The following is a 12,789-nucleotide window of genomic DNA, read 5'->3' as shown; positions in this document are numbered from 1 at the left end:
CAATTATTCGCATGCTTCTACGAACGCGCGGAATAATTTTTGAGAGGCTTCGTCTTTTAATTCTTCGGGATGCCATTGAACGCCGATGCAAAATGGCATATCTTCATGTTCAATTGCTTCGATGACGCCATCACTCGTCGTGGCACTGACGACTAATGGGGCGTGAACGTCTTTGACTGATTGATGATGGAACGAGTTCGTACGAATACGTGTGCCGACGATAGACGCTAATTTCGATTGTGCGACGACATCGACCGCGTGAATTTGTGTATCGCGCGCAGATTGTTGTTTATGCTGAATGGCGTTTGGCCATTGAGCAGGAATGTCTTGATACAATGAGCCGCCGAAAGCGACGTTTAACACTTGTTCGCCACGACAAATTGCGAGTAGCGGTAGCTCACGGACAATCGCATGTTTCACCGCATTTAAATCGCTGTCGTCACGTTTTGGATCGACATGGCCGAGGCCAGCGTGTGGATCTTCATTGAAAAAGCGTGGATCGATATCATCGCCACCGATAACGAGTAAGCCATCGATAAGATTAATTACAGCGTCAATCGGTGTGTCGTTCGGAATGCAAAGTGGAATACCACCTGCCGCTAAAATGCTATTTATGTAACCATTATTAATTTGTTGGCGTCCTTCAGCTGGTTGCATCGTTACGCCGATAATTGGTTGCGTCATGACAATCCCTCATTTCCTTTTTTTACCGATTATACTGGAGTCACGAAAGGAAAAAAAGTGCTAGCTATGTACTTTTTTGATACAGTAAAGAAGAATGAGAATATAAAGGAGTTTTGTAGCAATGAGAACAAGACCAAAACATTTACAACCAGGGGATGTCGTTGGGGTCGTAGCACTATCAACGCCACCGAATATCGAACGTTTAACGAAAGGGCTACAATATTTAGAATCGCTCGGTTTACGTTATGTCCTTGGAGATACGATTCAACAACACGTACACTATTTAGCGGGAACGGACCGAGATCGTGCACGTGATTTCGAGTCGATGGTTGAAGATCCAGATATTAAAGCAATTTTTTGCGCAAGTGGTGGCTACGGAGCTGCGCGTGTCGCGAATAAAATTGATTATATGTTACTTGAAGAAAATCCGAAAATTTTCTGGGGCTTCTCAGATGTAACATTTTTACACACCGCAATCGGTCAATTAAGCAATTTAGTCACATTCCATGGCCCGACGATTTCAAGTCTCGGTCACGATGATATACCTGAACGTACAAAACTTATGTTCAAACAATTATTTGCGCCAGCTGAAATTTATTATGATAGCGCATGGTCAAAATTAACGACCGTACATGAAGGACAAGTACGCGGCCAACTCGTAGGTGGGAATTTGACACGTATCGTCAATAGCCTTGGCACGAAGTTTGAAATTGATACGAAAGATAAAGTATTGTTAATCGAAGATATCGGTTTAGAGCCAGCGCAAATTGATGAGTTACTGAATCAATTAAAGCAAGCACGTAAGTTAGAGCAAGCAGTCGGTTTTGTGATCGGTGACTTTACGATGGCGGAGCCAAAAATGTATCCTGATGCACCGTCTGTTGATGCGTTGTTAGACGAATATTTCGGTCAGCTCGGCAAGCCCGCAATGAGTGGCTTTAAAATCGGTCACGATGCGTTAAACATTGCGCTACCATTAGGAGTAGACGTGATGCTTGATGCGGATGAAAAATATTTAGCCGTATTACCTGGCGTAGAATAATAAAAAGGATGGTTCCAATAGGAGCCATCCTTTTTTTCACTGTGCTATCGTAAACGAAAATTGCAAGATTGTTAACCATTACCGATAGTTGGTCATTGGTGATAGGTCACAAAGTAACTGGGAAAGAGTTATGAGTTTGCAAAAATAAGAAAGTGGACGAAGTAGCAACAGTGCCTCGATATGGAGTCTCACCGTATCGAGGTTAGAAATAAAGATCCCCATCAAATTCGAGTTCGATTTGATAGTTTTTCGCATTGACCGCATTTGAAATTTTGTGCGCATGACGTTCACATTCGATCGCTTTTAAACGATACGTTTCTGGGTCATATAACGCGATGCGATAAACGGGTGCATCTTCTGAATAATATTCGATGGAGCGCTTATCATAAGCAGCGAGTGTTTTATATTTATCGGCTTGCGCACGTAGTTGCGTCGCATATTCAATCGCTTCTACAAGTTTCAACGCTTCACCTTCAAAATTAATCGTATGGTAACTATTAGCCTCGTACATTAAACGATCGAGTGTGCGGACATCTTTTCGTACGTCTGCAAGCTCTTGTTCGACTTGTTCAAGGGTACGCGTAGGTTCTTCAGGCTTGTCTTTATCGACGATGATTGTAAAAGCAACGCGATCCATTTCGTCGTTTAACTCAGCGATGCGTTTGCGTAAAATGCTTTTCAATTTTACAGCTTCAGCTAATGTGATGTTCGACATGTATGTAACCTCCTATACAGTAGCGGATGAAAATTCCGCATGTAAAACGGTCTTTTCATATTCCCCACCATTAATTTGTGTAAACATTTTGCCGGCAGCGTCTAATAAACGTTTTGCTTCATCAACTGTCATAGATGGGCGTAAATAAAAAATTTGCAACACGTCTGTCGTCTGTTCCGTCACAGCAGAACGTACAGAATCGACGTATGGACTGCCGAATGGTCCTTCTGCATCTATCGAACAAGGTATGCGGTCTAATGTCGTTAGACGGCCGTTTAACGCCTCATACGTTGTTTCTGTATGACCAAGTGTTACCGTAACGTCACCGCGTAAAGCGTGTGTATCGTAACTGCCAACAGGAATATCATATTGGAGCGAGAAAAAGTTGTTTAAATCGACGACTCCATTCACCGGTGGTAAGTAGTCCATTTTTGCAATGCGACGTAACATCGCTTCTGTTGAATGACGATAACGGCTCGGATTTGCACCGAGTTGTTTCCAAACGTCACGCCATTCTGCAACACCAGGACGAGCAGTTACTGGGCTATCTGCAAAATCAATCGCTAAACTTTCTTGATATAGTCTTGTACGACCTTGAATCATTTGAGGCGATTCACTGACGGTAATTTTGGTATAATGGATAATGCCGATTTTAAACTGCGGTACAATAGATGTTAATGATGCATCTAGTTGGATATGCATAAAATCACCTCTCACATATATTTTGTAAAATTGTAACATAAGGAGTACAAAGAAATGAATGTACTTGAACTACAACAACAGCTAATCGACTATGCCAAGACGATTGGTATCGATAAAATTGGCTTCACGACAGCAGCGCCATTCGTTGATTTAAAGCAATTGTTAAAACAACAACAAGCGCTCGGCTATCAATCGGGTTTTGAGGAATCAAATATTGAACTGCGCACGGAACCGTCGCTATTACTAGAAGAAGCGGCAAGCATCGTCGCCATTGCGATTGCGTATCCGTCACGTATGGAAAGTGCGCCTGCCGGTAAAAAAGGCGAGCGCCGCGGCATTTTTTGTCGCGCATCGTGGGGGACGGATTACCATACCGTATTACGCGAAAAGCTTGCGCTACTAGAAACGTTTTTAGCAGAAAAAGTGCCAGGCGCAAAATTCCGTTCGATGGTCGATACAGGCGAGTTATCTGACCGTGCTGTTGCTGAACGTGCCGGTATCGGCTGGAGTGGGAAAAACTGTTCGGTTATCACGCCTGAATTTGGCTCGTACGTCTATTTAGGTGAAATGATTACAAATATTCCATTTAAGCCTGATACGCCGATAGAAGATGAATGTGGCGATTGTACGATGTGTATCGACGTTTGCCCGACGAATGCCATTGTGCAAGGCGGACAATTAAATTCGCATCGTTGTGTGGCGTTTCAAACGCAAACGAAAGGGTTTTTACCAGATGAATTTCGCGAAAAAATCGGTAACCGTATTTACGGCTGTGATACGTGTCAGACCGTTTGCCCGAAAAATAAAGGGAAGAAAAACTGGTTACACGATGCATTTAAGCCAGAACCAGAACTTGCGAAGCCATTATTAGAACCGCTTTTAAACATCTCTAATAAAGCATTTAAAGCGACGTATGGTCATATGTCAGGTTCATGGCGTGGTAAAAAGCCAATTCAGCGTAATGCGATTATTGCGCTTGCGCATTTTAACGAAGAGAGCGCGATGCCATCTCTCATTGAACTGATGCAAAAAGATGATCGTCCGATGATTCGTGGAACAGCAGCATGGGCGATTGGTAAAATCGGTGCGGAAGGTGCGCAAGAAGTACTTGAAGCAGCGCTACACACAGAGCAAGATGCAGAAGCACTTGCGGAAATTGAAAAAGGATTAACACTTTTAAAACAATCAAAGGAAGAAGAGTAACTATGTCTTTAAATATCGTATTATATCAACCAGAAATTCCAGCAAATACAGGAAATATTTCACGTACATGTGCGGCGACAAATGTGAACTTACATTTAATCCGTCCACTTGGCTTTTCAACAGATGACAAAATGTTAAAACGCGCAGGCCTTGATTATTGGGATAGCGTGAACATTACTTATTATGATAACGTCGAGGAGTTTTTCGAAAAAACAGAAGGCGGCACGCACTACTTTATCGAAACGTTCGGTACGAAAGTGTATTCGGACTTCGATTACTCAAATCCAGAAGAAGATATTTACTTTATGTTCGGAAAAGAAACGACAGGTATTCCACGTGAGTTAATTAAAGATACGAATATGTGCTTACGCATTCCGCAAAGTACGAACGTTCGCTCAATGAATTTATCAAACACAGCAGCTATCGTTATTTTTGAAGCGCTGCGTCAACGTGATTTTCCAAATATGATTAAGTAACGACAAGCCTCGCATATGCGGGGCTTTTGTTATGCGAAAAATGGGTATACATATGAAAAAGAGGGGGTCTTTGCATGAAAGAACGCGAACAAGAACAAAGTGGAAATATGGCGAACAATATGGAAGAGTTAAAAGAACTCGGTGAATCAATGGAAGAAGTGCATGAACGTGCAAACGAAGAGCGCGAGGAAGGGTTACAACGCGATCCTGCGCAATAAAAAAACGAGTAGTCGGACAACACGACTACTCGTTTTATATGCATTATAAGAATACTAATTGGATAATAAATAAAATCGCGAATAAGTAAAGTAATGGATGAACTTTTTTAAATTCACCTTTTGCGACTTTTAAGATAGGGTATGCGATGAAGCCGAATGCGATACCTGTTGAAATACTAGATGTTAGTGGCATGATTAACATCACTAAAAATACTGGCAATGTTTCGTCCATAGAAGACCAATCGACGTCTTTAATTGAGCTAATCATTAATGCACCAACGATAATTAATACTGGTGATGTAATAGCAGTAACGCCTGATACTGAGTCCACAAGTGGGCCAAAGAATGACGCAATCGCGAATAATACCGCAACAGTTACTGCTGTAAGACCTGTACGACCACCAGCAGCAACACCAGCAGAAGATTCAACGAATGCAGCGTTTGGACTTGTACCGAACATTGCACCAATTGTTGTAGCAAGTGAGTCACCTAGTAACGCTTTACGCGCACGTGGTAATTTGCCATCTTCTTTCACAAGGCCTGCTTGTTTCGCAACGCCGACCATTGTACCTGTTGTATCAAATAATGTTACTAAAATAAATGAGAACACGACGCCATATAAGCTATATTCAATGATTTCACCAATTGCTGAAATTGGGTTCCACATTAAAATGCCTTCTGGTAAGTGTGGTGCTGCCATCACTTTAGAAATTTCAAGCATACCTGTGAAATAAGCGATAATCGCTGTTACAATCATGCCGATAAAAATAGCACCAGGGACGCGACGCACCATTAAAATAACAGTAAATAATAAACCGAAAATTGTTAGTAGTGCGCTAGATGATGTTAAATCACCTAGTTGTAATAAGTTTGTGTCTGGGCTGTCGACGATAATGCCGGCAGAACGAAGACCAAGAAATGCGATGAATAAACCGATACCAGCTGTAATAGAATGCTTTAAGTTTGCTGGAATGGCATCGATTAATTTTTCGCGGAACGGCGTTAATGAAAGAATGACGAAAATTAAACCTGCGACAAATACTGACGCGAAGGCAGTCATATAATCAATTTCACCTTTTGAGGCTAATACGACTGAATACGTAAAGAATGCGTTTAACCCCATACCAGGAGCGATTGCTAATGGGTAGTTAGCGACAAGGCCCATCCATAATGTACCGATTACTGTTGAAATAATCGTTGCGATGAACACTTGATCACTCGGTACGCCAGCCTCTGATAAAATCGCAGGGTTGACGATAATAATATATACCATCGTTAAGAACGTTGTAAGACCAGCGATGATCTCGCGCTTAACGGTTGTGTTATGCGTTTGTAATTGAAACACGTGAAACTTCCTTTCCTAAATACGAACATTTAAAAAGCCAAATATAATAATATTCGTTTATGACGTAAAAATCAATGGTTTTTTGCGTTATTTAAGTTTTTAGACAATAGAACATGTTTAGGGCGAGGATAATATTGTCACTTTCGTTATAATAAAGAAAATGAAAGGGGTCATCGGAATGGAATTGACAAAAAAACTTATTAACGGCATTGAGATGCCACGCGTCGGTTTAGGAGTTTATAAAATGACCGACCCACAACAAGCAGTTGAATCAATTACTACAGCACTAAATGCGGGGTATCGTGCGATTGATACGGCATCTTTTTATGATAACGAAATACAAGTCGGTGAAGCGGTGCGCGCCAGTGACGTGAAACGTGAAGACGTGTTCGTGACATCAAAAGTATGGAATGATAACCAAGGTTATGACGAAACGTTACGTGCATTTGAAGTGACGTTGAAAAACTTAAATATGGATTATGTAGATTTATATTTAACACATTGGCCAAAGCCTGATCAGTTCAAAGAAACGTATCGTGCGATTGAACGATTGTACGATGAAAAATTAATTCGTGCGACAGGCGTATCGAATCACGAGCGTCATCATTTAGAAGCACTGTTTGCACAAGCAAACGTGCAGCCAATGGTGAACCAAATCGAATGTCACCCATATTTATCGCAAAAATCGCTACAAGCATTTTGTGCAGACAACAATATCGCGGTGACAGCGTGGTCTCCACTAGGTCGCGGCCGCACGCTAGAAGATGCGACAATTCAACAACTAGCGCAAGCTTATAATAAAACGACAGCGCAAATTATTTTACGCTGGCATTTACAAAACGATACGATCGTTATTCCGAAATCAGTGACGCCGAGCCGTATTATTTCAAATTTAAACGTCTTTGATTTTGAACTATCACCAGCACATATGGCAATGATGGACGATTTAAATCGTGATGAACGTACAGGAAACCACCCAGATGAATTTCCGTACGACGATCCGCGATATACACGCTAAATGAAAAAAAGCTTCCGTTTTTACGGGAGCTTTTTCGTTTAGATAAAATGTTTAATGATAAAAAATAGTGGTGGTACGAATAACGCTGGTAGCATATTAAGCGATTTGAAACTTTTAATGCCGAGGATACTTAAGCCGGACGCTAAAATTAAAATGCCGCCGATAATTGAAATCTCTGCGAGTAAATGAGCAGACATAAAGTCGTTTAAATAAAGCGCGAGCACGTAAAAAGCACCTTGCCATAAAAACAGTACAACTGCCGCAAACGCAATACCGATACCGAATGTTGAGGCAAGGACGATTGACGTAATGAAGTCTAAAATGGCATTCGTCATTAAATATGTATAATCGCCGTGGAGCGCGCTATTAATCGGCCCTAAAATTGATAGTGTGCCGATACAAAATAGTAAAATGGCGGTCGACAAGCCTTTCGCGAGATTGCTTTTTGAAAACTTGCCGACGAGTTTGTTAAAGCGTGCTTCAATATCAATCATTTCACCGACGAGACCACCGATTGCGAGACTGACGATAAATAAAATCGGATAGTCACTTTTCGGCATATATTGAACGATAGCATTAATACCGAGCGCGACAGCCGAAAAGCCCATCGCTTGCATTAACATGTCTTGATAGCGATCTTTAATGCCTTTCTTTAAAAAACTTCCGATGATACTACCTGTAATAATCGTGAAACAGTTAAATAATGTACCGAACATAATATCCCTCCACATCTGATTGCTTCATTATAACAAAAATGAGCGAGACGCTTTAGCACGTCTCGCCCACTTCAGTTATTTCGTTTTTTGCATGTCATCAAAGAATTGTGTAAATGCTTCGTCTGTTTGTTCACCGATAATACGACCAACTTCTTTACCGTCTTTGTAGTAAGCAAGTGTAGGTGTTGCTTTGAGTGTGTAATCGTCCCAGCCTTGGCTAAACTCAAGTACGTTGTATTGGTCGATATGAATATCCGCTTTATCCGCTAGTGGCATTAGTTCAGGTGTCGTTTTTTGACAGTGTGAACATGTTGGACTGAAGAAGTAAACGAATGTGCCTTCACCGCTATCGATTTTCTTTTTCAAGTCATCTGGTAAAATGATGTTTTGATAATTTTTGTCGTCTAGTTGATCGATTGTTGCTTGATATTGTGGTGTGTAGCTACCGTATACGCCGCTATCGACGTCTTTATTCGCTTTATCGCCTGTTGATTGATCAGACGCTGTTGTCGATTGACTATCTTCAATTTTCGCCTCGTTTTGCGATTGGTTAATGAAGTAAACAGCAACGAATCCTAAAATGACAACGATTGCGATAATGCCTAAAATCGCGAGACGATTGTCTTTTTTCTTTGTGTAGTTTTTTTTGGCCATGTTACTCTCCCTTTTTCAATTGTTTCATCATATAAAAACTAGTAATGGCAATGATGAGAAAGGCCGCTAAAGATAAAAACGGAATCGTCACGAAGCCAAACCAGTTAATGTATTGTCCTGTACAAGGTACGCGGCCACAAGAAGCTGCGTTATCGTGTAAAACGGGCACCTTTTGAATGCCGTAATGGTAAAGGGCAATACAAGCACCGATGACGGAGAAGACAGCGCTCGTCACGGCAATTTTTACGTTGCGTTGTATGTATGCGATACCGAGGATAAGGACGAGTGGATACATGAAAATACGTTGAAACCAGCAAAACTTACATGGCTCATATAATTGGATTTCTGAAAAATAGAGCGAGCCTAGCGTTGCTACGAGAGATGTCGTCCACATCAGTAGCAAAGCATTTTCGAGTTTACGTTGCATCATTTTTCTCCTAATAGTAGTGTATTTCTTTTCTGATTATAGATGGAATTGAAAAATAAGTAAAATTATTTTGCCCATTCGTTTCAGAAGCGTAGAATAAGGGTACGCCTTGATATGAAAGGGGACTCACAATGTCTGAACAATTAGATGTATCTCAATTTGAAAAAAACTTAGTCATTCGAAAAATGAAACGTAGTGACTTCGAGGAGATTTTAGAAATCCAACGCAAATCATTCCCAGGAATGGACCCATGGGAGATTGCCCACTTAAACAGCCACTTAGATATTTTCCCAGAAGGGCAAGTCGTGGCAGAACTAGACGGTAAAGTGATTGCTTCATGCTCAAGTTTAATTATTAACTTTGACGAATATGATGACCGTGCGACTTGGTCTGATTTAACGAACGATGGCTACATTACAAACCATAATCCGAACGGCTATAACTTATACGGTATCGAAGTCATGGTTGACCCGGCATACCGCCGTATGAAAATTGGTCAACGTCTTTATGATGCACGTAAAGATTTAGCACGTGAATATAATTTAAAATCGATCATTATCGGTGGTCGTATTCCAAATTATCATAAATATGTCGATGAAATGACGCCACGTGAATATGTCGATGCGGTGTCACGCCATAAAGTGTACGATCCTGTATTAACATTCCAAATTAAAAACGGTTTTACGCTTATGCGTGTCAATCCGAACTATTTACCAGATGATGTTGCTTCGGCAAAATATGCGACATTAATGGAATGGAACAACGTCGACTATTTACCACGTACAAAACGTCATTACAAAACGAGTTATCCGGTACGTATTTGTGCCGTCCAATATATGATGCGTAAAATTACGAGCTTTGAAGAGTTTGCGCACCAATGCGAATACTTCGTCGATGTCGCAAGTGACGCAAACAGTGACTTCGTCGTCTTCCCTGAAATTTTTACGACACAGTTGATGAGCTTTATGAACGAAAAATCACCGAGTCTTGCGGTGCGCCGTTTAACGGAATTTACGGAGCAATATTTAGAGTTGTTTACGAATTTAGCACTTCGCTACAATGTCAATATTATCGGTGGTTCACACTTCGTAAAAGAAGAAGACGATGAAATTTACAATATCGCGTATTTATTCCGTCGCGACGGTTCGATTGAAAAACAATACAAAGTGCATATTACACCGAACGAACGTAAATGGTGGGGTATTTCAAGCGGGGATAAAGTCCACGTATTCGATACGGACTGTGGTAAAATTGCGATTCAAATTTGCTATGATATTGAATTCCCAGAAATGGCCCGTATTGCAACAGATAAAGGTGCAAACATTATTTTCACACCGTTCTGTACGGAAGACCGTCAAAGCTATTTACGCGTACGCTATTGCGCGCAAGCACGTGCGGTTGAAAACCAAATTTATACGGTTATTGCTGGCACAGTCGGGAACTTACCACAAACCGAAAATATGGACATTCAATATGCACAATCAGGCATTTTTGCACCGTCTGATTTTGAATTTGCACGCGACGGTATTGTCGGTGAAACGAGTCCAAACTTAGAAATGGTATTGATTGGCGATGTCGACTTAGAAATTTTACGTCGTCAACGTCAAGATGGTACAGTAGCACACTTAAAAGATCGCCGTCACGACGTTTACAATTTACAATATACGAAAGAATAAACACTTATTTAAAGGGCTACGCATTGGCGTAGTCCTTTTTTCATTCAAAAGTATGAGAGGCTAGCCATACACACGATTTCAAAGAAACGGTACAATAGATATATCAAACTGATGAGGGGGCGCTGTATGCAACCGACAGATCATTCGAACATTACATTGTTAAAAGAAATTGCAGAATTATTGAATGAAGAAACGGAACTACAACCGATGTTACAAGGTGCGATTCGCAAATTGCTTGCAGGTACGCGGTTTGAAACAGGGTGGATTTTCTTTATTAATGAGCGCGGAAAACAAGAGATGATTGCGCATGAAAATTTACCGGAAGCGCTCGAGCATGACAACTGTCGCTTTTTATGCAAAGGTGGCTGTTGGTGTGTCTCGAAATTCCGCAACAACGAGCTCGAAAAAGCATCGAACATTATTGAATGTCAACGAATCGAAAGTGCGAATGCGGCGAAAGTTGGCGACAACGCAAACATTACGCACCATGCGACGGTACCATTGCAATCGGGGGAAGAACGTTTCGGTTTATTAAATGTCGCTTCACCGAATACGGTCCGTTTTTCAGACGATGACTTAGCATTGTTAGAGTCTGTTGCGTTCCAAATCGGTTCGGCGATTAAGCGTATTATGTTAACGAAGCAAGCGCAACAAATGGCGCTCGTTCAAGAACGGAACCGTCTCGCACGTGATTTACATGATTCGGTCAATCAATTGTTGTTCTCGGTAACGTTAACGTCTCGTGCTGGCATTGAAATGTCTGAGGAGCCAGACGTTAAAGAAACGTTTAAAGAAATTCAGGCGCTAACGCAAGAAGCACTTACCGAAATGCGTGCGCTCATTTGGCAACTTCGCCCAAAAGGCTTAGAGAGTGGCATTTTAGAAGCAATTAAAGGCTATGCAGATATGTTAGGACTTCATTTGAAAGTCAATGTGTCTGGTGTGATTCAATTGCCATCTAAAATTGAAGAAGCGCTATTCCGCCTTGCACAAGAGGCATTGAATAACGTACGGAAACACTCAGGCGTAAAAGAGGCTGAACTATATATTACATTAACGGCAACAGACGTCTTACTCGTCATCAAAGATGAAGGGCGCGGTTTTCAGTTAACAGACGGCGTTCAATTGCCGTCACTCGGTTTACAAAGTATGCGTGATCGAACGACAGCACTTGGCGGTCGCATCGATTGGGTAAGTGATATTGGAAAAGGCACAGAAATTTTAATTCGACTGCCATATTAGGAGGGGTTTTATGATTCGCGTATTAATTGCAGATGATCATCACGTCGTTCGTCGTGGATTGTTATTCTTTTTAAAAACACAAAAAGATATTGAAGTTGTCGGAGAGGCAGCGAACGGACGTGAAGCCGTCGATTTAACTGCGACGTTAATGCCCGACATCGTTTTAATGGATTTAGTGATGCCGGAGATGGACGGTATTCAAGCAACGAAAAAAATTAAAGCGCAGTTTCCGGACGTCCACGTACTGATGCTAACGAGCTTTTCAGATCGTGACCATGTCGTTCCAGCGATTGAAGCAGGTGCAGCTGGTTATCAACTGAAAGACATTGAACCCGATGAACTCGTCGAAGCGATTCGTAAAATTATCGCTGGCGAAAATATGATTCATCCTGATGCAACGGAGCAACTCGTGGAAGCGGAAAAAGAGGAAGAACATTTACCGCATATTCAACACCCACTAACACCACGTGAGCGAGATGTTTTAGCGGAACTTACGAAAGGGAAAAGCAATCGAGAAATTGCATCTTCTTTATTCGTTACAGAAAAAACGGTTAAGACGCACATTTCGAATATTTTTGCGAAGCTCGCCGTTCAAGACCGTACACAAGCGGCATTGTACGCAGTAAAGCATAATTTAACAGAAAGCAATCAACCGTAAAAAAGAGCGATTC

Annotated in this window: 15 protein-coding genes; 8 read left to right on the top strand and 7 right to left on the bottom strand. The window is 41.4% G+C overall.

Annotation, left to right across the window (positions count from 1 at the left end; translation table 11 throughout):
• Window positions 1–3 precede the first annotated feature (3 nt).
• Entirely contained in the window at window positions 4–684 is a 681-nt protein-coding gene (locus KMHG_RS13745; protein WP_010290356.1) for a gamma-glutamyl-gamma-aminobutyrate hydrolase family protein, read from the bottom strand.
• A 121-nt stretch (window positions 685–805) separates the two neighbouring features.
• On the opposite strand from KMHG_RS13745, the gene KMHG_RS13740 reads away from it, so the two are divergent.
• Window positions 806–1,726 (top strand): S66 peptidase family protein, encoded by a 921-nt coding sequence (locus KMHG_RS13740; protein WP_010290354.1) that lies wholly within the window; start codon window positions 806–808, stop codon window positions 1,724–1,726.
• A gap of 202 nt (window positions 1,727–1,928) precedes the next feature.
• Here the strand turns inward: KMHG_RS13740 and KMHG_RS13735 are convergent, their stop codons facing one another.
• A complete protein-coding gene (locus tag KMHG_RS13735; RefSeq protein ID WP_010290353.1) occupies window positions 1,929–2,441 on the bottom strand; it encodes a hypothetical protein in 513 nt (170 codons plus the stop codon).
• A gap of 12 nt (window positions 2,442–2,453) precedes the next feature.
• Window positions 2,454–3,143: a B3/B4 domain-containing protein gene (locus KMHG_RS13730; protein ID WP_010290351.1), complete on the bottom strand. Its 690-nt coding sequence runs from the start codon at window positions 3,141–3,143 to the stop codon at window positions 2,454–2,456.
• A gap of 54 nt (window positions 3,144–3,197) precedes the next feature.
• Between KMHG_RS13730 and queG the strand changes: the two genes are divergently transcribed.
• From queG to KMHG_RS19165, 3 genes are all read left to right on the top strand, one after another.
• Window positions 3,198–4,346, top strand: coding sequence for a tRNA epoxyqueuosine(34) reductase QueG (gene queG / locus KMHG_RS13725; protein WP_010290349.1), 1,149 nt, complete (start codon window positions 3,198–3,200; stop codon window positions 4,344–4,346).
• A 2-nt stretch (window positions 4,347–4,348) separates the two neighbouring features.
• Entirely contained in the window at window positions 4,349–4,822 is a 474-nt protein-coding gene (gene trmL, locus KMHG_RS13720; protein WP_010290348.1) for a tRNA (uridine(34)/cytosine(34)/5-carboxymethylaminomethyluridine(34)-2'-O)-methyltransferase TrmL, read from the top strand.
• 74 nt (window positions 4,823–4,896) lie between these two features.
• Window positions 4,897–5,040 carry a hypothetical protein gene (locus KMHG_RS19165; RefSeq protein WP_154647381.1) on the top strand — a complete coding sequence of 48 codons (144 nt, stop codon included), beginning with the start codon at window positions 4,897–4,899 and terminating at the stop codon, window positions 5,038–5,040.
• 43 nt (window positions 5,041–5,083) lie between these two features.
• Here the strand turns inward: KMHG_RS19165 and KMHG_RS13710 are convergent, their stop codons facing one another.
• Entirely contained in the window at window positions 5,084–6,385 is a 1,302-nt protein-coding gene (locus KMHG_RS13710) for an NCS2 family permease (RefSeq protein WP_010290347.1), read from the bottom strand.
• A gap of 178 nt (window positions 6,386–6,563) precedes the next feature.
• Between KMHG_RS13710 and KMHG_RS13705 the strand changes: the two genes are divergently transcribed.
• A complete protein-coding gene (locus KMHG_RS13705) occupies window positions 6,564–7,403 on the top strand; it encodes an aldo/keto reductase (RefSeq protein ID WP_010290346.1) in 840 nt (279 codons plus the stop codon).
• A gap of 38 nt (window positions 7,404–7,441) precedes the next feature.
• Here KMHG_RS13705 and KMHG_RS13700 read toward each other — a convergent pair whose 3' ends face one another.
• The 3 genes from KMHG_RS13700 to KMHG_RS13690 form a co-directional block, all read right to left on the bottom strand.
• Window positions 7,442–8,119, bottom strand: coding sequence for a DUF554 domain-containing protein (locus tag KMHG_RS13700; RefSeq protein WP_010290345.1), 678 nt, complete (start codon window positions 8,117–8,119; stop codon window positions 7,442–7,444).
• Window positions 8,120–8,194: 75 nt separating this feature from the next.
• Window positions 8,195–8,773, bottom strand: coding sequence for a thioredoxin family protein (locus KMHG_RS13695; RefSeq protein WP_010290343.1), 579 nt, complete (start codon window positions 8,771–8,773; stop codon window positions 8,195–8,197).
• A gap of 1 nt (window position 8,774) precedes the next feature.
• Window positions 8,775–9,200: a disulfide oxidoreductase gene (locus KMHG_RS13690; protein ID WP_010290342.1), complete on the bottom strand. Its 426-nt coding sequence runs from the start codon at window positions 9,198–9,200 to the stop codon at window positions 8,775–8,777.
• Between the two features lie 131 nt (window positions 9,201–9,331).
• Between KMHG_RS13690 and KMHG_RS13685 the strand changes: the two genes are divergently transcribed.
• From KMHG_RS13685 to KMHG_RS13675, 3 genes are all read left to right on the top strand, one after another.
• Window positions 9,332–10,876, top strand: a complete 1,545-nt coding sequence (locus KMHG_RS13685) for a bifunctional GNAT family N-acetyltransferase/carbon-nitrogen hydrolase family protein (protein WP_010290340.1) — start codon at window positions 9,332–9,334, stop codon at window positions 10,874–10,876.
• A 126-nt stretch (window positions 10,877–11,002) separates the two neighbouring features.
• Window positions 11,003–12,118 (top strand): GAF domain-containing sensor histidine kinase, encoded by a 1,116-nt coding sequence (locus KMHG_RS13680; RefSeq protein WP_010290339.1) that lies wholly within the window; start codon window positions 11,003–11,005, stop codon window positions 12,116–12,118.
• 10 nt (window positions 12,119–12,128) lie between these two features.
• Window positions 12,129–12,776 (top strand): response regulator, encoded by a 648-nt coding sequence (locus tag KMHG_RS13675; protein WP_010290337.1) that lies wholly within the window; start codon window positions 12,129–12,131, stop codon window positions 12,774–12,776.
• The last annotated feature ends 13 nt before the right edge of the window (window positions 12,777–12,789 follow it).

Source organism: Kurthia massiliensis (genome assembly GCF_000285555.1).
Lineage (GTDB): Bacteria > Bacillota > Bacilli > Bacillales_A > Planococcaceae > Kurthia > Kurthia massiliensis.
Note: the sequence above shows the minus strand (reverse complement) of the source record. Positions and strands in the feature narration are given on the sequence as shown.